This window comes from Sporosarcina sp. 6E9 (genome assembly GCF_017921835.1).
Classification (GTDB): Bacteria; Bacillota; Bacilli; order Bacillales_A; family Planococcaceae; genus Sporosarcina.
Genome location: NZ_JAGEMN010000001.1, coordinates 2,331,529 through 2,355,147 on the forward strand (window position 1 = coordinate 2,331,529; position 23,619 = coordinate 2,355,147).

Consider the following 23,619-nt stretch of genomic DNA (forward strand, 5'->3'; position numbering starts at 1 on the left):
TAATTAAACTCAAATCGTAATTTAGCGTCTAAAAGGTTTTAGATCTGCACCTAAGTCCACGCCCAAATTCGTTGTGTAAAGCCATTCAACCCGGTCTCCATCCAGTAATGGAACCACTCCGGCACCGCGGTCAGGAAAAATTCCGTTTACACGGTACATCCAGCCGCTGCCTTGACCTCGATCAAATTCATAGACATTCCCCATCCCTTGGACATAAGCAGTTGCCCCTTGACCGCCGCGGTAGTCCATATGAATTTTCTTCTCCATCGTAATGCTGATTAAGGCTTGCAGTACCGTATCATATTCCTCAATTTCCATTTCTGTCGGCGGCAATGGAACTTCATTTCCAGAAATGACGATTGAATGAACAATTTTACTTTTATGATTAACCGGTGGTGGTTCCTCATCTACGTCAGTTTTCTCTTCTTCTTTTGGTTCTTTCTTTGTTTCTTTCTTAGTTTCTTTCTTCGGCTCTTTTTTTGCTTCTTTTTTTGTTTCTTTGTCAGACTTTGGAGATGTAGAAACCGACGTTTTATTCGACACTTTTGAACCATGATTACTCGATTTTTTTGTAGATGTTAATGAACTTTCCGATGTAGTTTTCACCGATTTTTCATTTGATATTGTTGAATTGTTTTTCTCAGAACTTTTTACAGATGATTCAACTTTATCCGGTTGTTTTTCAACTTCAATATCGATATCGTCTTCGGACACCGCAACTTCCGCACCTTCTGTATTTTCTACAGGGTTCGCTTCCTCATCATCTGGTACTTGTTTTTCATCAGTTTCATCGGCACTCGCTAGCTGCTTTTCTTCTTTTTCAACAGACATTTGATCTGCGGATTTTTCTAAGCCTGATGGTTTCTGCAAAGAAGTACCGCATCCACTTAAGCCGATTACAATCATTAAGGCAAAGACTATCACGACAATTTTCTTTAGATAATCATTCATGGAGAACCTACCTTTCATTTCATAATTAGACTGCTTTTCTTCGGATAAATAATGTTATTCCACCAACCGATACTAGCGCTAGCCCAACCAATAAATAAGTAAATGTGTTCGTTGCAGTTTTCGGTAGTTTGTCTTTTCCACTTTGAGCAGTTTTTTCGTTCACTGTTGGCGACTTATCCTCAGTCTTTTCTTTTTTAACTACTTGAGTTTCTTTTTTGTCAGCTTCGTTTTCTGGTTCAGTTTTTCCACCTTCAGGAAGTGTCGAGACCGCCAACTTTACTTCCTCAGATTCGTTTCCTACATTATCTACTGCGATAATCGTATATTCATATGACTGATTTGTTTTTAATTGAATATCGCTGAATTCTTTTTCGGCGCCAATCAGTACAGCAATTTCTTCTCCATCTCGAGAAACTCTATATTCCTTAATACCAGAAGGATCATTTGCAGACAGATTAAATGAGATACTTTCAACTGTCACTTCCTTCTCAGTTATTTGAACATTGGTTGGCCCTTCCACATCCATAAAAGCGCCATAGGTTGAAAAGTGATCGACTTCAATCGTAATCACGCCGTTTTTTGCATTTCCCCAACCCGCTACATTTCCCCATTGTTTGGACTGCTCATTAAAGATGTATATTCCTGTCTTCGAACTGTCTACTCCGTCGTCAATCCCGAAGCTTAGTTGAAAGCTTTCTGACCCCTTTGTTGCGCCTTCTGCATATTGAATATTGAAGTCAAACCAATCCCCAACTAATGTTAGTCCTTCATGCGATTGTTTCTCTTTCGAAGGCATCGTGACTTGCAATGTTGTCCCATCGGGCAGGTCTTTCGGCATTTGAAGGGTTGTTGAACTGTCTTCAATGATAATTTTCTGACCTTTAAACACTTCTACAACATTGCCGATCTTTATCACTTTTTCAAGGTCCGGCTCCGGTGTTGGTTCTGGTTCTGGTTCCGGTTCCGGCTCAGGCTCAGGCTCAGGTTCTGGCTCCGGTTCTATAACTTTATCAGTAAAGTCATAAAGTCTACCTTGGCCATTTACATAATAGTTGTAAGCGACAAGGGCTTGTAGAGCTTGCTCAGTCGCCATTCCATTGGACCTCGTATCATCTATTAAATGTTTAAATCCACCATCTTTAGCCTGGAAGCTTAGTAAGTTATCCATTAGGTTAATGCCATTTTTCGTAAACAGTTCACCAAGCGGATCAATATCATTCGCAGTTAATCCAATAATTACTTGAGCCGTCGTCTCTACAGAAATGCCGCCATTCCATGGATCATTAAATCCGCCAGTATCGCCTTGTTTTTCAGATAAAAATGAAACCGCTTTATTAATCGCTTCTTTCACTGCAGGCTGATTATTGTATGGCGCTAATCCAATTAAAGCCATCGCTGTGATATCGTAACTCGCCGCGCCTGTAGATGATGTAAACAAACTCCAAGCACCATTTTCAATTTGATTGCCCAAAAGTTCCGCAACTAACTTTTCACGTGTCCATTTGGCACCTTCTTGAATTGAAAAATGTTTTGTATCTAACGCTGTTAAAGCAAATATTATGCCGTTATTTCCCTGGTACGTGAGTGTATCTTCCACCGAACCATCCCAAAGTTCGCGGTCTGGACTGTTGTAAATCAATTCGATTAGATTATGTCCATAAACATCCCGAGGATCTTTTCCAATTGCGACCGCCGCCATAGCGAGACGTTCGCTATCCGTTATTTTAAATCGACCATTTTCAAGACCTTTTGTTATTTGGTCTTCAATGTTTTGTTTGAATGTATCTGTGTAATTTGTTGGAACGGTTTTCCCAGCCTGCGCTAGTCCTATTGCTTCCCATTCGCTATGGACGCCTGCTTCAATGATGTTAGCGCTTGCCAAATCAATTGCATTTTGTGTCAGTTCAGCATAATCCTCAACTGTTTTTTCCGTATTAATGTCCTGCTCATTGTTTTCATTTGCAGAAACTACGGTTATTGGTGACACAGCTAATCCCAAGATTAATAAAAACGATAATCCAGACCTTAACAATCGTTGCAAATCCATCTTTTCTTTCTCCCCTTTTTAAGTATCCTTTATGCCAACTACTGATTTTATGCAAATAAAAAAGGCCTACCTCCAGAAAAAGAGATAGAGCCTATGTATGTTCAATCATAATAGACGAATTGAATTCTACACGATGCATACCTTTTTCCTGGAAGGTGTTTATTTGCATACTGACTTTGGCAAGTCTCCTGACTTATGGTTCATCGCTTTCTCTGCCTTCCCAGTTATTCACCAGTGGCTAAATCTAGAGAGCGCATTCCATTTACAGTGGCCGGACCGTTCAGGTTTTTCACCTGATTCCTTTTTAATCTTTTGCTTTACGCAAAAGAACCAAAATCTACTATTTAATTGTCATAAGTTACCACGTTCCATGTAAGCATATAAGAATAATTAGATAAATGCAAACGCACATTAGCAAATTACAGTGAAAAGCCACCGTGTTATTTCGCATAGATAATGTATCGATCCGGTGCGCTACCTATATACGAAAATGGATAGCAAGTGGATAATGTTAGAATTTCATCAGGGGCTGTTGAACGGATGACTGTGCGATCATCGGCGTCGACGATGTCTGTATCGAAAATTGTGTAGACGAATGTACCGTTTTTCATTTTGACATGGATTTCGTCGCCGTGTTCGAGTTCCCCGAATTGGCGGAATACCGTATCCCGGTGTCCTGACAATAGGATTTGGTCGTTTTGACCGGGTAAGGCTGTGCTGCTGAAATGGCCGACACCTTTGGCTAATTCGTCTTCATGGGTTCCTTCAATAATTGGAATTTCACGGTCCAGTCGCGGGATGTATAAAATACCGATTGAGTCACCTTCGATTAGGTCGTTATAAGCGTCAGTATTTTCAGGTGTTAATTCATCACGTGAGATGATTTCATCTGAAACAAATGCTTTTGCTTCTTTCAACATTTTATCTTGCTGAAAGTACGAGTCTCCAAATTGCCAAGCTGCAAAAAGGCAAAAGCCCCCACCAACGACTATTAGTAGTATCGATAAAAGCTTTCTCAATGACATCCCCCTTGTACTTTTTAATCAACAAACCTAGTAAAATTTATACTAGAATAATGACTTTTTTCTACGTCAACCTACACTCACCGTAAATTTAAAAGTACCATAATCTTCCCGAACTATCCATTACTCATTTAACTATTTAATTTCAAAAAAACACCCAAGAAACTGTCATCAACAATTTCTCGGGTGTGGTGGTAAGAGTGATTACATTTTTTCTGGTGCTGATACGCCGATTAGTTTTAGGGCGTTCGCGATGGTTGTGCGTGTTGCTGTGATTAGTGCTAGACGCGCTTCAGACAATTCGCGGTTAGCAGAATCCAAGACTTTTTCAGCGTTGTAGAATGAATGGAATGCTGCTGCTAGTTCTTGAATATAGGTTGCTACGCGGTGTGGTGCGCGCATTCTCGCTGCGTCCGCTATGACTTGCGGGAAGTCTCCAATTTTTTTCAACAAATCAATTTCGCGTTCTGCCGTTAATAATGCAGCGCCTTCTGCAGATGGATTCAGTTCCAATTCTTTTGATTGACGAAGAATTGAAGAGATTCTCGCATGTGCGTATTGTGCATAGTACACTGGGTTTTCATTGGACTCGGAAACTGCTAGATCGAGGTCGAAATCCATTTGTGTATCGCCGGAACGCATCACGAAGAAATAACGAACGGCGTCAAGGCCGACATCTTCGACAAGCTCGCGTAAAGTAACAGCTTTTCCAGTACGTTTACTCATCATCATACGCTCTCCGTCTTTGTATAGATGCACCATTTGGGCAACGATTACTTCTAATTTATCTTTTCCGTATCCTAATGCTTCGATCGCTGCCATCATTCGCGGAATATAACCGTGGTGGTCTGCGCCCCAAATGTTAATCAGTTTTTCAAAACCACGTTGGATTTTGTCTTCATGATAAGCGATATCAGGCGTGATATATGTGAAAGAGCCGTCTTTTTTTATTAACACACGGTCTTTGTCATCGCCAAATGTCGTCGAACGGAACCAAGTGGCACCATCTTCTTCAAAGATATGACCGTTCTCACGAAGTTTGTTCATCGCGCTTTCAATTTTTCCGCTTCCGTATAATGTGGATTCTGAAAACCAGTTATCGAATGGCACGCGGAAGTTTTCCAAGTCTGTTTTAAGCTTTTCAAGTTCATATTTCAACCCGTATTCACGGAAAAATGCATAGCGTTCTTCTTCTGGCATATTTTTATATTTGTCGCCGAAGTCTTCAACTAGCTTTCCAGCAATATCGATAATATCTTGCCCGTGATAGCCGTCTTCTGGAAGTTCTTTTTCTTCTCCAAGCGCTTGGAAGTAACGTGCTTCAACGGATAGCGCTAGATTATCGATTTGACTGCCCGCGTCGTTGATATAATATTCCCTTTCGACATCGTAGCCCGCAAAGTCAAGGACGTTACATAGGGAATCCCCGACTGACGCACCGCGCGCGTGACCTAAGTGAAGATCACCTGTTGGATTTGCGGATACGAACTCGACTTGAATTTTCTCCCCGTTTCCAGAGTTACTACGGCCATAAGACGCGCCTTGGTCAAGAACAGTTTTCACGACTTCTTGTAAATAATCTTTTTTCAATGTGATGTTAATAAAGCCTGGGCCTGCAATATCGATGGACTCAATAGATCCACTTTCTTTATCGATATGTTCAACGATGGCTTCTGCAATTGCACGAGGCGGCTTTTTCGCAATCTTTGTGAGTTGCATCGCGATATTTGTTGCGTAGTCGCCGTTCTCTTTATTTCTCGGCGTTTCTAGCATGATGGATGGTATATTTTCTTCTGTTAGTTTTGCCTGAAGGATTGCTTCGTGTATGGCTGATTTCACTTTTTGTTGGATTTGCTCGACTGCGTTCATTTTGTTCCCTCCGTATAGGTGATGTTTAATTTGTAAGTTCCGAGAAGCGATCCTTCTGTATGTAATTCATATTGAACTTTGAATTGACCACCATTGGCTTCCTCTATAAATTCAAGATGATTCGTTTTCACTTGTAACGCAAATGTTGCAGGACCGTTGCCGTATTCACCAACCCTGTTTTGTTCTGTATCAAAAGGGAGTCGCATTTTTACCGCGCCGCTTCGCATAATGAGTGCATCTCGTTCGCTCATTTTTAATGTGGTTTGGATGTTTTCCCCATTATGATCTTCATCGTATTTCAAATAGAAGGAATTGGCTTTTTCTATTAATCGACCCTTTGCTGTTAATTCATGTTTCTCGATTTCCTGTCCTGGATGTCGGATTGATGAATGAAGCCGAATGCGTACAGGTTGACCTATCTTTTTCGATTCCACCTCGTTCACCTTCTTCATAAAAATATCTTCTTATTATAGCGTTTTTCTGTCCAATATTCCAATTAAGGCAGTCATTATTATTAATTAATGTAATTCGTTCCGTTTAATCTATTGATTTGCGTTGCATACTACAAAGAACAAGATAGTCGGAACGGGGGATATTATGCGACGTACAGTTTATGTAAAAAAGAAAAATAGACGTCTTTTTTGGCGCAGGATTTCATTACTAACTTTGACAATGCTTACAGCTTTACTCACATTATATGGTTCACTTCGACTCTATGCGCAAATAACTGGCGCGCCGTCGCTTAGTGTTCCGAAAGCCTCGGTTTTTTTAGATAATAATGACCATCAAATTGGCGATAAGTTCACGGCTGAGCGACGGTATTGGGTTGGTTTGGATGAAATTTCACCTTTTGTATTGGATGCCGTTATTGCAACTGAAGATCGGAACTTTTATGAGCATCACGGGTTTGATTTCAAACGAATTGCTGGTGCAATTTTGAAAGATGTCAAAACGAGAAGAAAAGCTGAAGGTGCAAGCTCGATTACTCAACAGTATGCCCGAAATCTCTATTTGACACATGCAAAAACATGGACGCGCAAGATTAATGAAGCACTATATGCTTATCGGTTGGAGTTATTTTATGACAAGGATACGATTTTGGAAGGTTATTTAAACACAGTCTATTTCGGTCATGGGATGTATGGTGTGGAAGCTGCGAGTAAGTATTATTTTGGTAAGTCCGCGAAGGATTTGACTTTAGAAGAGTCTGCAGTCATCACTGCGATTGCAAAAGGTCCCTCAGTATATTCGCCAGTTGACCATCCCAATAATTCGAATGAACGGAAAGAACTTATTTTGGCTTTAATGAGAAATCAAGGTTTCATCACTGAAGATCAGGCAAAGCGCGCGATGGAAGTTCCTATTGCATTGAAAGCTGAAGAATGGATTGACGCCAAACGAGTTGCGCCGTATTTTCTAGATGAAGTGTGGCGAGAAGCTGAAAAAATCCTCTCAGAGAAAGGTCGCTCTCCTGCTGAAGGCGGATGGACAATTCGAACGACACTCGATCAGCATCATCAACGAACGGCCGAAGATGTGATTGCGAAATGGATGCCCAAGAGCGGACTTCAAGTCGGCTTTATCTCCATTGAACCTGAAAGTGGTGGCATAACTTCAATTGTCGGCGGCGTGGATTATAATGAAAGCCCCTTTAATCGAGCAACTCAGGCGAAACGCCAACCTGGTTCAGCGATGAAGCCGATATTGTATGCCGCCGCCTTGGAAAACGGGTTTAATCCACTGACGTTTTTGCTTCCTGAAAGAACGATTTTCACGTATGATGATAAAAAAACTTACGAACCGAAAAATGTGAATGGTAAGTTTGCGTCTCATCCCATTTCGCTTGCTCAAGCTTTGGCCATTTCTGATAATGTGTATGCAGTTAAAACTTGGGAAGAAGTCGGCGAAAAAAACTATCAAGGCATGGCAAATCGACTTGGATTAGATGTTGAATTAGCTTCTGCGCCTGCGACTGCCCTTGGCACGACAGAAGTATCATTGTTAAAAATCACGAATGCATTCAGTCGAATTGCTGCGAGTGGATTGGATATAAAAGCGACGACGATTAACTCCATTACAGATGCAGAAGGCAAAGTTGTCTATGAAAAACCGACCAAAAAAATTAAACGTGTACTTTCTGAACAAGACGCATTCGTTCTAACGCATCTCATGACCGGGATGTTCGATCCTGTCTTCAATGATTATTCATCGGCGACTGGGTTGTCGATGCGCCCCAAAATGACCAGAACCTATGCAGCAAAGTCGGGCACGACACTTTGGGATCAACATCTAATCGGCTACTCACCTTCATTGGCGGCAGGAATTTGGACGGGTTATGATGTTGACTTTAGGTTGGAAAGTGCGGAGGATAAAGCTGCGTCTAAAAAAATATGGATTGAATTTATGGAGGCGGCGCATAGCGGAAAGCCGGTTGAGGCATTTATTCCACCTGATGGCGTGAACGGCGTTATTATCGATATAGAAACGGGTGGTCTTGCTGTAACGGAGTGCGAGAAGCAGCGGCTCGTCTATGTGAAAGAAAAAGATATGCCGCAAAAGTTATGCACGGATAAATCGTTGCAAGAAAAACGAAATAGCAAAGAAGATGGCGGATTCAATCTATTCCCCTTTTCGTTTTTTGATTAATGCGCTTTAGTCGTTTCTCACTCAACGACATATTAAAAAAGCTTCCTCTCCCTGATATCAAGGGAAAGGAAGCTTTTTTTACCTATTAGAACCGGTTATACACACAGAAAATCAAGCTTGGGTTGGTTTGACTCTCCATGTATACACGATAACTAATTTGGTAGTCCTAGCTTACATTCGCAAGCTATTAATAAGTGTACTTACTTTTAACCGGACATTCAACTATAACTGACGAAAGTTACCTGAAAAACGTCGATAACGGTTCAAAACTTTGACGATTATACGCGCAACCCGTCATGTAATTCCGCGTTACTGCGATTCCAAATTTCTTCGTTATGTTCTTTTAAAAAGTCTGCCAGGACGCGTTTCGAAGTGTCGTCCATGTCATCTACCATGATTTTCCCCTTCATAGAGCGATCCATGCGATTCATATGGTCAACGAAGTTTTTATAACCCCGGCGGATGGATCGGTCGATTACCATTTCGCATGCCGTTACGCCCGAATAATATGGACCTTCTTCTTTATAATCAATCGTCACCCAAATTAGCCAGTATGCTTTTCCGTTCGCGGACTCTTCACGTGTTGGTAAAAATCGAATGCCTCGTTCGAGCGGGCTTCTCGCATGCATCGCGCCAATTTCAATCGTTGCGACTTCTTCTTCAACGTCGATTATTACCGGCGATACATTTTCCAATGACAATGATCCAATTCCGAATCCTTTGTGACCGTCAGTCGGATCATCTTTTATGATTGTAAACCCAATTTTCGGCTTTGGCTTTTGTTCATTCCCCATTTGTTTACCCCTCCAACTCTGATAATATCATTAGTATACTGGATACTTTGAAGGAGGGAAAAGAAAATGCCATATGTGACTGTAAAAATGTTTGAAGGTCGTACTGATGAGCAAAAACGTGCGCTATGCGAAAAAGTTACAGAAGCTGTTTCAGAAACGACGGGTGCACCAGCTGAGAATGTTGTAGTGTTCATCGAAGAAATGTCGAAGAATGATTACTCCGTAGCTGGAAAACGTCCTGTTGATGCGTGATATATTCTAAAGAAAAGCGTAGGGCGCCCGCTCAGATGCGACAGGCATAAGATGATCTAACGGCGTGGCGTTCTTTAGGCCCGGGAAGAATGCAGTTCAATTCTTCCTTGTTAGAACGGCTTATGACCCGAGTATCTGGCGCCCGAAGCTAGACATTGCATTGAAAAAAGCTGGCACCGAGACATTTCATCTTCGGTAGCCAGCCTTTTAATTTGAAATTAACTCCAGGTCCTTTAAAAACACAAATGCATCTGCTATTTCTTCTTCTGAAAACTTCAACTTATTCTTCACGACTTGAACTTTTTCAATTTGTTCTTTTTTCTCGAAGTGGTCGAAATATAATAGCGTGGAGACCAGCTCTAGAAATCGTGAACTCTTCACTTGCATTTTTTGAATGAAATCGGAAAGGCTGTCGGGAACTTTGTCAGCTGTTTCTAAAAACCGCTCTCCCTCGCCGGATACATCATATTGGTATTGTACATAGGATCCTTTGTCAATGCGTTGTTCGTTGAGAAAACCCATTTCGCATAATTCTTCTACTCGCAAGGTTAATTCCTCCGAATAGGGGCCGTACATATGTAGTTCGAATTTCTCCGAGAAAGGGAAATCCATCTTTTTTGCGATGTAAATCATTTTTTGGAGCTTTTTTCGTCCGGTAACTTCTTCCGCCAATGAAATAAATTGCACGATTTTCGCGTGTTCTTGCAACAAGTTGTCCACCCTTTCTAGTTTTTCAACATCTGTAAAATTTTATGATACAACGGATTTTCTGCTTTGCCCGCTTCTAGCAAATCCTCTGGAAAATAAAGTTTATGATCGGTCCTGCGTTTTCCTGAAATTGCGTCGACGATATCCGATGAACGTGATATTTCACTTAATTCGCCGTTTGGCATTTTCAAAAATATCGGAAGCCGTTCATTTTCTTCTCCTGGTCGATAAAAGTCATACGGCAAATCTGATGATGAGTCTACCACAAGATAATACTCTGGATCGATTCCTGCCGCTATAAAAAGTTCTTTGATTTCATGCATTTTTTCGTATTCCACAGCCGGGTTAAATTCAACGTATTGAAAAAGGCGCCGGTTGAGGAAACGCATACTTAAATCGGCGAGTATCGAATCCGTTTCATTTGTCCACATTTGAAAATAAGTTGTCATTACGCCTTCATCAAGTGCGATATAGTCTTCCAATCGTAATGTTTTATCGAAAAACGTTTGAAAGTGAACCGGTTTTTGCTTGAATTCATACCCAGTTTCAAATAAATATTTAGCACGATGAAGGATTTTCGTTAAAATCACTTCCGCACTTCTTGAAACGGGATGAAAATAAACTTGCCAATACATTTGGTAGCGGCTCATGATATAGTCCTCCACCGCATGCATTCCGCTTGATTTCACGACGGCCTGGTCTTCTGACGGACGCATCACCCGCAATATTCGTTCCATGTCAAAATGACCGTAAGACACGCCTGTGAAATAAGCATCCCTTTGTAAATAATCCATACGATCGGCATCGATTTGACTCGAGATTAAACTAACGACAAGTTTGTCGGGATATGTTTTTCCAATGACATCCGCAATCTTTTTGGGAAAGGACGGTGATACGCGCTTCAATACCGCGTTTACTTCGGTATCCCCGAGTATAATCGCTTGTGTAAACTTTTCGTGATCAAGATCGAAGACATTTTCAAATGCGTGTGAATATGGACCATGTCCCAAATCATGTAAAAGTGCTGCACAAAGCGTGACGAGCCGTTCTTCATCATCCCATTCCGGTCGACCGCTAAACCCATCGTCTACGATGCGACGAACGATTTCATAGACACCAAGCGAATGATGAAACCGGCTATGTTCGGCCCCGTGGAAAACAAGATACGTTGTCCCGAGTTGTTTGATTCTTCGAAGCCGTTGGAATTCACGTGTTCCGATCACATCCCAGATAACTCTATCGCGAACATGAATATAGCGATGAACCGGATCCTTAAACACTTTTTCTTCAATTAACTTTTCATTTTTGTAGTCCATTTTTACACCTCCGTGACTCCCTTATTCTATTGTACTCAAAAAAAGATGGCACCGAAAGCATGAAACGAAATAAGAAACTTTTAAATGTGAAGGCAATGTGTGAATAAAATAGTGAATGGATGTACACACTATCAATAGAAAGAGACTATGAACATGGCAGGAGGCACTACTATGGTGAAAGTTAGGCAGGATGCTTGGATGGAAGATAATGATGTTTTATTGGCAGAGACGGTTCTTCGACACGTTCGTGAAGGCAGTACTCAATTAAGCGCTTTTGAAGAAGTCGGTGATGCTTTAAATCGTACGGCAGCTGCTTGCGGCTTTAGATGGAATGCAGTCGTTCGGCGCGATTATGAAGTAGAACTCGAAGATGCCAAGAAAGAAAGAAAACAAGCGATTCGTATGCTTGGTAAAGATTTTAAGAGACGCGGTCAGCAATTATACACCCCTACGCAAGGTAGTAACGAGGATAATAGGGTATCGGTTCCACTATCAGCCTTAACGCTAGATACGGTCATCGCCTACCTTGTACGTCTTCATCATTCGGGTGCGGGAGATAGCGAATCGTTCCGTTGGCGTCAAACAGCAAAAGCAGCAAATGACACGATCAAACAGCTAGAAAAGGAAATCAACAAGCTTAAAAACGAGAATGAAACGCTTCGCTCCGATTATGAAGCATTCGTTCAAATTATGAACCGCGCACGCAGACTTGTCACGCTTGACGGTGAAGATGAACGTACCGCGCCTGTTTTCCAAATGGAACAAAACGGAAATCTAGTATCAAAAGAACCACCAATCAGCTAGTGATTGGTGGTTTTTTTGCAAGAAATTACGTTATGAGCATTTTTTTATTACGTTCGACGACTCGTTTTAAATAAAACTCGTACATTTCAATTTCATCGTCATGAAAACCGCCTGTTGTAACATTTTCAGAAAGTGAACGCAGTAACATCTGAACACGCATATTGACCTCACTAACTGTCAGTTGGAGATTAAGGAGTTCAGAGAGAGATGCCATCACTTCTGGTTTTATAGTTGGGTAAACAAACTTTGTGTCTTGACCGTTTAACCCGACATCATATAGTTCGCGGATTAACTCCGCGCGTTCAGCACCGCTTCCTTCAATACATAGATACACTTGGACGGCAATTCCTTGTCGAAGTCTTCGTTGTGAAATTCCCGCGAATTTTAGTCCATCGATACTAAGATCATAGGAGCCCGGACAATAAGAGCCGACAATTTCATAGGCTTGTATTCGACCTTCCGCTTCTGGAAATAACAGTTTAACGAATTCAAGCATAATTTCATAACCTGTCGAAATATCAATCGAGGTGTTTTGTTCGGAAAGGATCATTGAAATATTTAAAACCCCTTCATCCAAGACGACCGCAAGACCACCGGAATTCCGGACAATTGATTGATAACCTGCGTTTTCTAATATTGATGTGGCTTCCGAAATGTTCGGAAGCCGATGATCTTGAATCCCGAGGACGACTGTATGATCGTGAACCCAAGTTCGAACCGCGGGAATGCTCATCTGTTGTCCAACGAGATGGCAAAGCGTATCATCCGCGGCGAATGATTCGAGCGCGGAACGTTTCTTTGCGCTGATTGATTCATCCATAAATCGCCATTCGGGGATGCGTAAAAAAGATTCGTATGATGACATCACTTTTGCTCCTGATTAAAGACTTTGGGCTGCGGTTAGCAGGCTTAGTTTGTACACGTCATCTGCGGAACAACCGCGAGATAAGTCATTGACAGGTGCGTTTAACCCTTGTAATACTGGTCCGATTGCCTCGTATCCACCAAGTCTTTCCGTTAGTTTGTATCCGATGTTACCTGCTTCGAGTGAAGGGAAAACAAATACGTTTGCATCGCCCTGAATCTGTGAATCGGGTGCTTTTGTGCGCGCGACTTCTGGTACGTATGCCGCGTCAAACTGGAATTCTCCGTCAATTGCTAGCTCTGGATCGATGTCCTTTGCAATCGCTACTGCATCGGCAACTTTTGTTGTTTCTTCCGTCACAGCTGAACCTTTTGTTGAAAATGACAGCATCGCAACACGAGGATTTATCCCAAATGAACGAGCTGTTTTCGCACTAGCCACTGCAATTTCTGCTAGTTCTTGCGAATTCGGCGCAACGGTGATTGCGCAATCTGCAAAGACGAGTCTTTCATCGCCTTTCATCATGATGAAAGCCCCACTTGTTCTAGAGATTCCTGGCTTTGTTCGGATGATTTGGAGTGCAGGGCGAACTGTATCTGCTGTGGAATGCACGGCACCGCTAACAAGTCCATCAGCACGACCTGAATGGACCAGCATCGTTCCGAAATAATTCACTGTTTGAAGAAGTTCTCTTGCCTGCTCGATTGTGTTTTTGCCTTGTCGGCGTTCGACGAATTGATCAACGAGTTCGTCGAAATACGGCGCTGTAGCAGGGTCAATAATTGAGATGTTTTCTATATTGATAGCGGCTGTAGTAGCAACACTTCTTACTTCATCTTCGTTGCCAAGTAAAATCGGCTTCACAAGTCCTTCGCTTTGTAAACGTGCTGCTGCTTGTAGGACGCGTACGTCATTTCCCTCTGGCAATACGATTGTTTTTTCGGTTCCTTTTAAACTTTCTTGAATTTCACTGAATAAATCAGTCATGAATAGTCCACCTTTCAAGCTTATCTTACACCTATAGCATACACGAATTGGCTGACGTTATACAGCAACTCACTCATGTCAAATTCATGACAAAGACCGCTCGGCAGGTAGTTTTCTATTCAATTGTGCTAAACTGTTTTTAGCAACAAAATTCTTTATGAAGGAGTCTGAATTATTTTGAATGAAGCAGCAGTTACGCTCGATGGATGGTACGCATTACACGATCTTCGCACGATGGATTGGCCGTCTTGGAAAATACTTTCAAATGAAGAACGTCAAACAGTAATTGATGAGTTTCATCAATATCTGGATAAACTCCAAAAAGCACATGATGAAAAAACAGGCAGCCATGCTTTCTATACAGTTGTTGGGCAAAAAGCAGATTTCATGCTGATGATTTTGCGTCCGACAATGGATGAATTACAAGAACTTGAGGCGGAGTTTAATAAGCTTGCGATTGCGGACTTTACAATCCCGGCATATTCTTATGTTTCAGTTGTTGAGTTGTCTAATTATCTTGCTGGCGAGTCAGATGAAGATCCGTATCAAAACCCGTATGTTCGCGGCCGTTTGTATCCGGAATTGCCACGCAGCCAGTATATCTGTTTCTACCCGATGGATAAGAAGCGCGACGGTGATGATAACTGGTACATGCTTGATATGGACACGCGTAAAAAATTGATGTATGACCATGGTATGATTGGTCGTAGTTATGCTGGGAAGATTAAACAAATCATTTCAGGGTCTGTCGGTTTCGACGATTATGAGTGGGGTGTTACGTTGTTCTCGGATGACGTGCTTCAGTTTAAGAAGATTATTTATGAAATGCGTTTTGATGAGGTAAGCGCACGTTATGCTGAATTCGGATCGTTTTTCGTAGGCACGATTTTAGATGGCGATAAGACTACTGAGTTTTTCAAGATTTAATTATATGAGCGGGTACTTGAATTCATTATTCAAGTACTCGTTTTTTATATGTATCGTTGATTTCCGTTGCGGGGGCCGCTTCCCGCGGGAGTCGACCCCTCCGCTTCAATCAACTAATTCCACTGGACATAGATATTTTATACACTAAGTTGCTTGAGCAACATTTTTCGTGCGGGTACAAGGTCCCGACTTGCAAGCAAATTCTTTTAAGTGCTAGCAAATGGCATACTAGTGCAAGCAAAACACTGTGAACTGCAAGGAAAACCCGTCACACTGCAAGCAAATCCCCCCTGATGGTTTTCACAAGTTATTTAGCGCGTAACCACGCCGAAATATCTTCCTTTAAGTCATTCCCAACCCAAAACGTCAGTGCTTTTTCCTCCCCTATCCGGTCGACGAGGTGTTCTACATAATCGGTTCCTAGTAAATAACCAAGGCGGTTGTGGTCGAAATAGCTACCGCCGGACAGTCGAAACCACTCTTTTTCTTTGGCCATGTCCCAACCACCGGAAACATCTTCTAAAAAACGTCTTTTTACTTCAATTTTATTCTTTTCGTAACATTCCACCCACGAATCCCCTTCCGCGTCGTATGTAAAGTACACGGATGCGTTGAGATTTGGAACAGTCTTCTTAGATAAATACGTCGCAACGCCTTCTGTGTATAGTGTTGTAAGTCCGTTCAACCAATCGACTGTTGTCCAGTTCATGTCTTGGTTTGATGCGAATGAAAAATGGGCGACGTGACCGATTTCGTGCGCGACAATTACTTTTAGGTGTTCGATGTCGGCAGATAATTTCTCGACTGCGAAGTAGATTTCTCGTTTATTATCTTGTGTGACGAATGCGTTCGAACCGAATGTGCCGACAATCAGTTTGTAGGAAAGTGCTAGGTTTAGGTCTATGTTGAAGGTTTTATTGAACAAAGCTTCTATTTTTTTAATCATACTTGGCAGCTGTTCTGATATTCTACGGATGGCGTCCATTTGGGTCGGATATTTACTAATTGCCAGTTGTAGACGTTCTTCCGTTTTTGGACAGTGATTCGGAAAGTATTGATCAAATATACTTGGGTGCTTGTTTATATACATTTCTAAATCAGTCATTCTAATATCTTGGTTTGTATCATATACTTCTAAAAAGTCTGGAATGATGTTTTCTATGCGCATTAGAAATCCCCCTTTCCCTGTAGTTTACCATAGGGGTTCATGCTTTTCTGTCATCTTTAAAGCAATCTTTGCATATCGTTTACGTGAGGAGGTTTTTCTTTGGCAGTGATTGCGTACAATGAGGCAGAGGTTGAACTACTTGCCCGGCTTATGCGTGCCGAAGCGGAAGGAGATGGTATGGAGGGCATGCTAATGGTTGGGAATGTTGGTGTCAACCGTGTGCTTGGTGATTGCCTAGACTTTAACGACATTCGCACCCTGGAACAAATGGTATTTCAGCGCCCCGGCGGCTTTGAAGCAACAACAAAGGGTTACTTCTACCAACGTGCGCGTCCGGAAGATATCGCGCTTGCCAGACGAGTTATCGCAGGCGAACGTTTTCATCCTGCTAGCCGGTCGTTATGGTTTTTCATGCCTACAGGTTCTTGTCCAGCCCAGTGGTATGGTCAGTGGAATACAGGCCGTTACAAGTCGCACTGCTTTTACTCTCCACTAGTAAGTGATTGTCCAACCGTTTAACGATGTCAACGAGGCTTTCACCTGTTTTATTCATACAATGAAAGGATGAATGAATGGTCCAATATTATTGGAACCCCAATTTTCAACAACCGAATATGCAAAACCCGAACATGCAGCAGATGCAACCAATGCAACAACAAATGGTTCCGCCCCCGGTGACGATACCAAGCGGCAGGCCGACGAATCTTCCTATGGGAGAACAATCGTACATTGAGAATATTTTACGGTTAAATATCGGTAACCCCGGGGTGTTCCACTTTTCCTTTGCACATACAATCGGAGAGGAATTGAACGTGAGGAATATTGCTGGGTCCGTGGAAGCGGCGGGTCGAGATCACGTCATTATCAATGAAGCTGCGACAGGTCACCAATTCCTTTTCCCAATGATTTACTTTGATTATGCAGAGTTTGAAGGCCAAGTAGAATATTTCCCTCAAACGATGCAATCTCGTCAAGTATGAAAAAACTTCCGCTTGCCAGTTAATGGCTAGCGGAAGTTTTTTAATTTGATATTTTTAATGCTGCGATGATGAGCATAATCCATCCAATAATGAATGCGACGCCGCCAATTGGTGTGATAGCACCGAGAATTCCAATACCCGACAGGCTCAATATATATAAGCTACCTGAGAAAATAATAATTCCCGCAAGGAGTAGCAAACCCGCCCATGTTAGTTGAGGAACCGGACCGATTAATGATGAACTCATCAAAATCCCGATGGCTATTAAGCCGATTGCGTGAAACATTTGATATTGCACCGCAGTTTCCCAAATAGCTAAATAATGTTCGGATAGTTTCTCTTTTAAAGCATGCGCACCGAATGCGCCGAGCATGACTGCGATTGCCGCGTTCACCGCGCCGGCTATAATGAAAAATGGCATATCTATTCCCACTTTCTATCTAAGTTAAAAATCGAATATCGAGCCGCCGTTCGCTCCTTCTTCAATCATCGGCTGAGCATCAAGTGATTGGATGGGTTGCACTGTTTGTGGTGTATGCATTTTGGGAATTACATAGTCGTCATTTCTAGGTTTTCCCCCAAGCGCAACTTCGCAAAGTGACCTAATTGCTGCAAGGGCTTCCCTCATTTCACGTTCATCTTCAGTTTTCTTGGCGGCTGAAAGTTGCCGCTCCATTTCAAGAAAAATTTGGTTGTAGGAAATCATTTATTATCATCCCTTTGTCTGTCGTCAATATCTTGTTACTTTACCTTATCACGCGGTCTATGCGATTTAAAGAATGTCGCTTGTTCGACACCAATCAATCGGCTCTTCATGCCAAGACTTTAATATGGTATTTGCTTTTGAATAGGGTTTGCTGCCTAGAAAGCCACGACTTGCGCTTAATGGGCTTGGATGAAAGGATTCGATAATGGCATGTTTCGAAACATCAATTAGTTTTTTCTTTTCCTGCGCAGGTCTTCCCCAAAGGATGAACACAATAGGTTCTTCTCTTTCCGATAACTTCCGGATGACTTCATCGGTAAACACTTCCCACCCTTTCTTTCTGTGCGAATGCGCTTCCCCTTCTCTGACTGTTAAGACGGTATTGAGCATAAGAACACCCTGTTTAGCCCAGCCAGTAAGCGTGCCAATTTGCGGAATGGGACACCCTATATCTTCTGCGAGTTCTTTATACATATTTCGTAAACTAGGCGGTATTTTCACTTCTGGTTTTACGGAAAAGCTTAGGCCGTGCGCTTGTCCAGGTCCGTGGTAAGGATCAGAGCTTATATGAACATTAAATAGCACACACGATTATAGAACCCTTGTCCTACATGGACGTTGTATGATTGATACCCACGATATGTCAGCCAAGCCAGTTAATTTCACTCATAGTGGCTTTAAATCCGTCAAATTTAAGAAAATCATCCTGATATTTCTCACTACACATCATCGGATGCCTGCTTTCAAAAAACACACCTTCGGGAATATCTTCTTTGGTGGAAATTGCTTCTTTTCCCCATAAAAACCACTTAATATCTGGGTTTTTGGTAGAGATGTAGTTCAACACCTTTTTTGAGAATGCCCTCCATATTATTTTATGACTATTAGCCTCCCCCACTTCGCATGTAAATGAAGTGTTTAAGAATAAAACTCCCTGATTTTCTAGTGAATCGAATATATTGTTTGGCGGTTTTATTTGGAAAGATCCATTCTTAATTTCCTTTTGAATTTCACTAAACTTTTTTATGTCCTTATAATCACTAATCCCTGTATAATTTTTATAAATCAATCGAACAATATTTTTTAAAGAAACCTGACGAAAAGGTTCTAACCAATCATTTAGACCTCCAACCTCAAACGACCTACCTGTCGCTACACCTTTAGCTGGATAAACATCTTGACCAAGCCAAATGACTTTTACATTATCTACATCCACAGACAAAAACCTTAAAAGTTTATCTGGATCACTTGGGTTGAAATTGTTTCCTATTTCATTTTCTATCACTTTCAATTCAGCTAAAATCTCCTCAGTAATAAAAGAATCCCAAGAGGAGTGAACTTCTTTTGGCAGTATCATCTATCCACCTCACTTCCAAAAATTAAAGATTTTTCAATTCACTTTCCATCTGACTGATTAAATCTTCCAACTCAGTCCAACTGTCATTTAAAGCCAATACATCGCATCAACAAACATTACCAATACCTCATGTTCTAAATCATCCTCTTCTTTTGTTATATCAATGCCAGTAAGATGTTTGATTAAACTTATTCCCACATCTACATTAGGTTTTTACTTTCCTGTAACCGAATCCATTGATACAAATAAAAAGAATTCATTATTGAACAGTTCTATCGGTTCGTTAAAAACATTTAATTCCGAACAATGCTTGGCAATAATTTGATAGAAACAATAAAGTATATCACCTTTAACTGTACCGTTGTTGGAATTATCTACCTCTTCTGTGTAGTAATCGGTTTTATTATTAGACTCATATAAATAGAAGTTTTCTATACTCATATTACTATGGACAAACTTGGATAAGGCTCCATAGTCTTCGTGTATAAAACTAACATTCCTGCCTTTTCCACCATTTGTTCAACATTAGGCGTGTATTCGAACCTATCATTTTATTACTGTACATTATACAGATAAAGAGGACAAGCCTTATACTAACCCGTTCTCTTGGGGGGCAAAACGTTAAAAGACATACGAAAAGGGACAATAAACCGCAATGGTTTTGGTCCCTTCTTTTTATTGTTGTATTAGGGTTTGTCGGCGTTTTTGTAATGAATTGGTGATCAAATCGCATATTAACTGGTAGGAGTACAATGGCTGGTGTAGGGTTACAAATTGACATACTAAACATGTTAACCAAAGATAAAAAGATACACCCGCATAACGGCCCGGGATCACTAGGCAAGTGTATAGGTCCGATAATATTATATATAAACGATAAAAAGTGCTAAATAAAATGTTCAGCATTTCCCTCATTCTAATTGAAATAATGCACCCGATAGTTTAATTAACATAACCAGACTTAGTACATATAACTAATTTCTTTTTTACAATTTTAGTTTTCTTATTGTCAGTTTAGCGATATTTTCTAAAATTAACTGTTGCTAATACAATAATTAAGTAAATGGTACTTGAGGTAATGACACCTATAACAATGCCTAATAATGATATGTCTAATAGAATTGCAACGATAGTGCTCACTATGATACCAATGGATAACGATAAAGTTGCCCATATTGCCACTTCTTTAAGAAAGTGAATTTTTATCATTTTTTTAGTCCAACCAATTACAAAATACATATTAAATTCATCCTGACGTGCCAGGATAATTCCTTGGATCGCTTCTACCAAAACGGATATACTTAAAAAGATAGTGGCAATCACTATGAGTAACCGAATATATAACCCTTCTTTTAAAATAAACGTCCCTAATGTTGTTTCTGTGGATTTGACCCATAGTTCGTAAATTGACGATATTTGTAGTTGTGTTATACAAACTGCTAACATTAAAACTAGCATCGTAGGTATCAATAACGATTTATAATGTTGAATACTGGCGAAAAACCTATACATTTTTGAACGAGTACTTTGACCAGGATTCAAGTAAAATACAACAGCGATAAGGAAGATGCTTATAAGCATGAAACTTCCTATTACTATAAATGCTAGAGTACTTAATCCTAAAACGAGTGCGATTACAGTACTGATTAGAATAGATATTAATACTAGAATTAGCTGCTCTGTCATGTTTTTGACTCGTATACTTCTCTTTTGCCACCCAAGAAAAGTCAAAATATCATTTTCTTTGTCTAAACGATTACGCTCAAAACCGAGATGACTAAAAAACCAGAACACACCAAACAGAATAAATAAACTTATGCTAAGAGCAGTATCTATATCCCAAGCATTGGATAATAGCTGCGATACGCCTAGTGTAGTCCATGGTGAAGTAACTTCACCAATACCTTCAACAATCATATTTGCACTTTTAAAAGAGGATCCAGCAACAATATCTACTACATAACCTTCATTAGATAGGTCAGTAGCTAACGCTTCAATTCGATCTTGAGCCTTTTCATCATATGCAGTAATATTATTTAATTTAATTCTAATTGCATCAATTGGTTGATCGCCTTTTATAAGACTAGCTGCTTCTAAAGTTGTTACGCCGGCAGTAGGTGCAACTATAAAACTACCAGGGCTAATTGTTGACGTTATAACCGTATTGTCTAAGGTCTTCACCTCATTTGTGCTATATATTCCTAATGGACTTGAAGTAAGGGAGTTATTCTCTTCTTCGGCCGTAAATTTCCCCATTTGCCAAATCATAAAAGGAGCTTCCCAATCATATAAATAGCTTTTCCCTGACTCCTCTACTTCTTTATAATCGGGTGGTGATCCCTCTTCAACAATATTTATATGTATCTTATTATCTTTAAATGTGTAATCAATCTTTGAAGCGGTATAGTACTTTCCTGAATCATTGTATAGAGTACCGCCTTCTTCTTGACTTGAAACTTTCAAATTGAAATCTTCGTCTACCGCTAAATGCTGACCATCAAAAGGGCTTTGATAATTAGTTAAGTCAAGTTCGTAAGTATCCTGGCTAAGACTTTGCGACGACATCAAATCATTTTCAAATTCTTTCATTTTTTCTTCTTCAGAAAAAATATTTGACGTAATGGATTCATTTTTTGATATGTCATATCTTTCATAAAGCCCATCAAGGGACAAGTCTAATCTTTCTACAGATACCTGTAGTGACAGAGGAATTTGAAAGTTTTCTCGTTGCAAAATAGGAACCACAGGTGCGTTATCTCTGTAATTAGAAAAGACATCTATGTCCCGTTTTTCTTCAGCCGATAGTTCTCTAAATAGATCTGAAAAGTCAATTCCTGTAAGTAAACGCTCACTCTCTGCATCTATCGCTGTTAATAAGTTATAGCTCTGAGGAAAAGAAATATCTAACCCACTGTCGAACATACGATGTTCTTTACTAACGTCAAAGTAAGTATCTGCATATTGATAATTTCCATTAAGCAAAACTTGTAAGTAGTAAAACCCATGGCTTGCAGTCACGGGATATTGATTAACTCCATCACTAGTGAAAAATTTGTACTCAAAATGTGCAGGGTAGTCGAAAGCAGGTAAGCGTATAGAAGCTGTGCTACTTGTAAAATATCCTAAAGACGCAACTGGTGCAGCAATTTCTATTTCTGGGTGTCCTTTAATAGTTTCCCATTCAGAAATAGAGATGCCCCCTGTTCCATCCCCTATGTAATTTTCTTCAACAGTCTTTAAACTCTCTTCTATAGTGGTTCGTGCACCTTCAGGTCGAACTAATATATCATAGCTTCCTCTACTGTAATTTTCTAAATTCTCAGTGACGATTGAATTTGTTTCCTTTGAAGTTTGTATACCATATGATGTTAGGAGAATGATTGCGATCATAGCGACTAGAGTCATTAGAGATTTGTACTTTTGATTACGAATCCTCTTCCAGCTCATAGAGATCATAATTTATTCTCCACTTCATTTAACGAACTATTCTTCAATTCGTATATTCTATTGCCCTCATTAGCAACTTCCTCATCATGTGTAACTACAATAATAGAATGGCCCTTTTCTTTTAATTTCGTCAGAATATGTAGTACTTGTATTTTATTATCGTTATCTAAATTACCAGTCGGTTCATCACATATGATTAACTTCGGGTCACTTATCAATGCCCTTGCAATAGCGACTCTTTGCTTTTCTCCACCGGATAAACTCGATGGCAATCTATTATAATAGCTTTTATTAATCCCCACTTGTTCTAATAAAAGTGCAGCTTTTTGTTTTAACTGGTCACTTTTTTTATCTTTCGATAGTGGTAGGATGACATTTTCTAAAACACTATAGTATGGTAATAATTTAAAATCCTGAAATACAAATCCGATTTGTAATCTTCTAATGTCTGATTTCTGACTATCCGACAAATTATGAATTGGACTAGCATCCAATTCAATCGTTCCTTCATCAACTTTATAAATACCCGCAATACAGTTTAATAATGTTGTTTTTCCTGATCCCGAAGGTCCTACAATACTTATCCATTCTGCTGATTGTACAGATAATGAAACATTTCGGAATAAAAACCCCTCGTTATTATGTAATAAACTTTTTTCTATGTTATTTACTACTAACATTTAACTTCCCCCTCAACTTTAGATAATTTTACTTTTACATGTGAACCTTTGCCTTATCAAGTAAGTTGATAAGGCTGTTATTTTATATAATCA

Annotated in this window: 23 protein-coding genes, 1 pseudogene and 1 riboswitch; of the genes and pseudogenes, 6 read left to right on the top strand and 18 right to left on the bottom strand. The window is 40.3% G+C overall.

The genetic code is table 11. The annotated features are described in order from the left end of the window. Positions 1 to 21: 21 nt before the first annotated feature. From J4G36_RS11435 to J4G36_RS11455, 5 genes are all read right to left on the bottom strand, one after another. Positions 22 to 951 carry a DUF4430 domain-containing protein gene (locus tag J4G36_RS11435; RefSeq protein ID WP_210470276.1) on the bottom strand — a complete coding sequence of 310 codons (930 nt, stop codon included), beginning with the start codon at positions 949 to 951 and terminating at the stop codon, positions 22 to 24. 25 nt (positions 952 to 976) lie between these two features. Continuing rightward, the gene (locus J4G36_RS11440; protein WP_210470277.1) at positions 977 to 2,998 is read right to left on the bottom strand and encodes an LPXTG cell wall anchor domain-containing protein; all 2,022 of its coding nucleotides are present in this window, start codon (positions 2,996 to 2,998) and stop codon (positions 977 to 979) included. A 161-nt stretch (positions 2,999 to 3,159) separates the two neighbouring features. Continuing rightward, positions 3,160 to 3,348: riboswitch (cobalamin riboswitch) on the bottom strand. 90 nt (positions 3,349 to 3,438) lie between these two features. Continuing rightward, positions 3,439 to 4,023: a class D sortase gene (locus tag J4G36_RS11445; RefSeq protein ID WP_210470279.1), complete on the bottom strand. Its 585-nt coding sequence runs from the start codon at positions 4,021 to 4,023 to the stop codon at positions 3,439 to 3,441. A gap of 201 nt (positions 4,024 to 4,224) precedes the next feature. After that, positions 4,225 to 5,889: an arginine--tRNA ligase gene (argS, locus tag J4G36_RS11450; protein WP_210470281.1), complete on the bottom strand. Its 1,665-nt coding sequence runs from the start codon at positions 5,887 to 5,889 to the stop codon at positions 4,225 to 4,227. Continuing rightward, positions 5,886 to 6,341 carry a YwiB family protein gene (locus tag J4G36_RS11455; protein ID WP_210470282.1) on the bottom strand — a complete coding sequence of 152 codons (456 nt, stop codon included), beginning with the start codon at positions 6,339 to 6,341 and terminating at the stop codon, positions 5,886 to 5,888. The genes argS and J4G36_RS11455 overlap by 4 nt, the downstream gene beginning before the upstream one ends. Before the next feature lie 145 nt (positions 6,342 to 6,486). On the opposite strand from J4G36_RS11455, the gene J4G36_RS11460 reads away from it, so the two are divergent. Beyond that, positions 6,487 to 8,535, top strand: a complete 2,049-nt coding sequence (locus J4G36_RS11460; protein WP_210470284.1) for a transglycosylase domain-containing protein — start codon at positions 6,487 to 6,489, stop codon at positions 8,533 to 8,535. 278 nt (positions 8,536 to 8,813) lie between these two features. On the opposite strand, the gene J4G36_RS11465 is transcribed toward J4G36_RS11460, so the two are convergent. Next, the gene (locus J4G36_RS11465) at positions 8,814 to 9,329 is read right to left on the bottom strand and encodes a YwhD family protein (RefSeq protein ID WP_210470286.1); all 516 of its coding nucleotides are present in this window, start codon (positions 9,327 to 9,329) and stop codon (positions 8,814 to 8,816) included. 66 nt (positions 9,330 to 9,395) lie between these two features. Between J4G36_RS11465 and J4G36_RS11470 the strand changes: the two genes are divergently transcribed. Continuing rightward, positions 9,396 to 9,581, top strand: a complete 186-nt coding sequence (locus J4G36_RS11470) for a 2-hydroxymuconate tautomerase (protein WP_210470293.1) — start codon at positions 9,396 to 9,398, stop codon at positions 9,579 to 9,581. Positions 9,582 to 9,788: 207 nt separating this feature from the next. Here J4G36_RS11470 and J4G36_RS11475 read toward each other — a convergent pair whose 3' ends face one another. Further along, on the bottom strand, positions 9,789 to 10,292 hold the full coding sequence (locus tag J4G36_RS11475; RefSeq protein WP_210470295.1) for a YwgA family protein: 504 nt from the start codon (positions 10,290 to 10,292) through the stop codon (positions 9,789 to 9,791). A 14-nt stretch (positions 10,293 to 10,306) separates the two neighbouring features. Continuing rightward, the gene (locus J4G36_RS11480; protein WP_210470297.1) at positions 10,307 to 11,605 is read right to left on the bottom strand and encodes an HD domain-containing protein; all 1,299 of its coding nucleotides are present in this window, start codon (positions 11,603 to 11,605) and stop codon (positions 10,307 to 10,309) included. Positions 11,606 to 11,776: 171 nt separating this feature from the next. On the opposite strand from J4G36_RS11480, the gene J4G36_RS11485 reads away from it, so the two are divergent. Next, the gene (locus J4G36_RS11485; protein WP_210470300.1) at positions 11,777 to 12,409 is read left to right on the top strand and encodes an RsfA family transcriptional regulator; all 633 of its coding nucleotides are present in this window, start codon (positions 11,777 to 11,779) and stop codon (positions 12,407 to 12,409) included. A gap of 25 nt (positions 12,410 to 12,434) precedes the next feature. Here the strand turns inward: J4G36_RS11485 and lipL are convergent, their stop codons facing one another. Then, a complete protein-coding gene (gene lipL, locus J4G36_RS11490; RefSeq protein ID WP_210470302.1) occupies positions 12,435 to 13,274 on the bottom strand; it encodes an octanoyl-[GcvH]:protein N-octanoyltransferase in 840 nt (279 codons plus the stop codon). Positions 13,275 to 13,289: 15 nt separating this feature from the next. Further along, positions 13,290 to 14,261, bottom strand: a complete 972-nt coding sequence (gene pta, locus J4G36_RS11495; protein WP_210470309.1) for a phosphate acetyltransferase — start codon at positions 14,259 to 14,261, stop codon at positions 13,290 to 13,292. Positions 14,262 to 14,438: 177 nt separating this feature from the next. On the opposite strand from pta, the gene hemQ reads away from it, so the two are divergent. Continuing rightward, the gene (gene hemQ / locus J4G36_RS11500) at positions 14,439 to 15,188 is read left to right on the top strand and encodes a hydrogen peroxide-dependent heme synthase (protein ID WP_210470311.1); all 750 of its coding nucleotides are present in this window, start codon (positions 14,439 to 14,441) and stop codon (positions 15,186 to 15,188) included. 307 nt (positions 15,189 to 15,495) lie between these two features. On the opposite strand, the gene J4G36_RS11505 is transcribed toward hemQ, so the two are convergent. Further along, positions 15,496 to 16,356, bottom strand: coding sequence for an aminopeptidase (locus tag J4G36_RS11505; RefSeq protein ID WP_210470313.1), 861 nt, complete (start codon positions 16,354 to 16,356; stop codon positions 15,496 to 15,498). Between the two features lie 99 nt (positions 16,357 to 16,455). Here J4G36_RS11505 and J4G36_RS11510 point away from each other — a divergent pair, with 99 nt between their 5' ends. Together J4G36_RS11510 and J4G36_RS11515 are read left to right on the top strand one after the other, a co-directional pair. Further along, positions 16,456 to 16,875: a cell wall hydrolase gene (locus J4G36_RS11510; RefSeq protein ID WP_210470315.1), complete on the top strand. Its 420-nt coding sequence runs from the start codon at positions 16,456 to 16,458 to the stop codon at positions 16,873 to 16,875. A 53-nt stretch (positions 16,876 to 16,928) separates the two neighbouring features. Continuing rightward, the gene (locus J4G36_RS11515; protein ID WP_210470317.1) at positions 16,929 to 17,336 is read left to right on the top strand and encodes a spore coat protein GerQ; all 408 of its coding nucleotides are present in this window, start codon (positions 16,929 to 16,931) and stop codon (positions 17,334 to 17,336) included. A gap of 40 nt (positions 17,337 to 17,376) precedes the next feature. Here J4G36_RS11515 and J4G36_RS11520 read toward each other — a convergent pair whose 3' ends face one another. From J4G36_RS11520 to J4G36_RS11550, 7 genes and pseudogenes are all read right to left on the bottom strand, one after another. Next, the gene (locus J4G36_RS11520; protein ID WP_210470319.1) at positions 17,377 to 17,757 is read right to left on the bottom strand and encodes a DUF423 domain-containing protein; all 381 of its coding nucleotides are present in this window, start codon (positions 17,755 to 17,757) and stop codon (positions 17,377 to 17,379) included. A 24-nt stretch (positions 17,758 to 17,781) separates the two neighbouring features. Next, positions 17,782 to 18,042 carry a YwdI family protein gene (locus J4G36_RS11525; protein WP_210470321.1) on the bottom strand — a complete coding sequence of 87 codons (261 nt, stop codon included), beginning with the start codon at positions 18,040 to 18,042 and terminating at the stop codon, positions 17,782 to 17,784. A gap of 66 nt (positions 18,043 to 18,108) precedes the next feature. Next, a pseudogene (gene ung, locus J4G36_RS11530) lies at positions 18,109 to 18,615 on the bottom strand (uracil-DNA glycosylase); the annotation flags it as partial. A gap of 70 nt (positions 18,616 to 18,685) precedes the next feature. Next, the gene (locus J4G36_RS11535; protein ID WP_210470325.1) at positions 18,686 to 19,399 is read right to left on the bottom strand and encodes a uracil-DNA glycosylase; all 714 of its coding nucleotides are present in this window, start codon (positions 19,397 to 19,399) and stop codon (positions 18,686 to 18,688) included. A gap of 213 nt (positions 19,400 to 19,612) precedes the next feature. After that, positions 19,613 to 19,840 (bottom strand): hypothetical protein, encoded by a 228-nt coding sequence (locus tag J4G36_RS11540; protein ID WP_210470327.1) that lies wholly within the window; start codon positions 19,838 to 19,840, stop codon positions 19,613 to 19,615. A 573-nt stretch (positions 19,841 to 20,413) separates the two neighbouring features. After that, positions 20,414 to 22,789, bottom strand: coding sequence for an ABC transporter permease (locus J4G36_RS11545; RefSeq protein ID WP_210470331.1), 2,376 nt, complete (start codon positions 22,787 to 22,789; stop codon positions 20,414 to 20,416). Positions 22,790 to 22,851: 62 nt separating this feature from the next. Then, positions 22,852 to 23,526: an ABC transporter ATP-binding protein gene (locus J4G36_RS11550; protein ID WP_210470332.1), complete on the bottom strand. Its 675-nt coding sequence runs from the start codon at positions 23,524 to 23,526 to the stop codon at positions 22,852 to 22,854. Between the last annotated feature and the right edge of the window lie 93 nt (positions 23,527 to 23,619).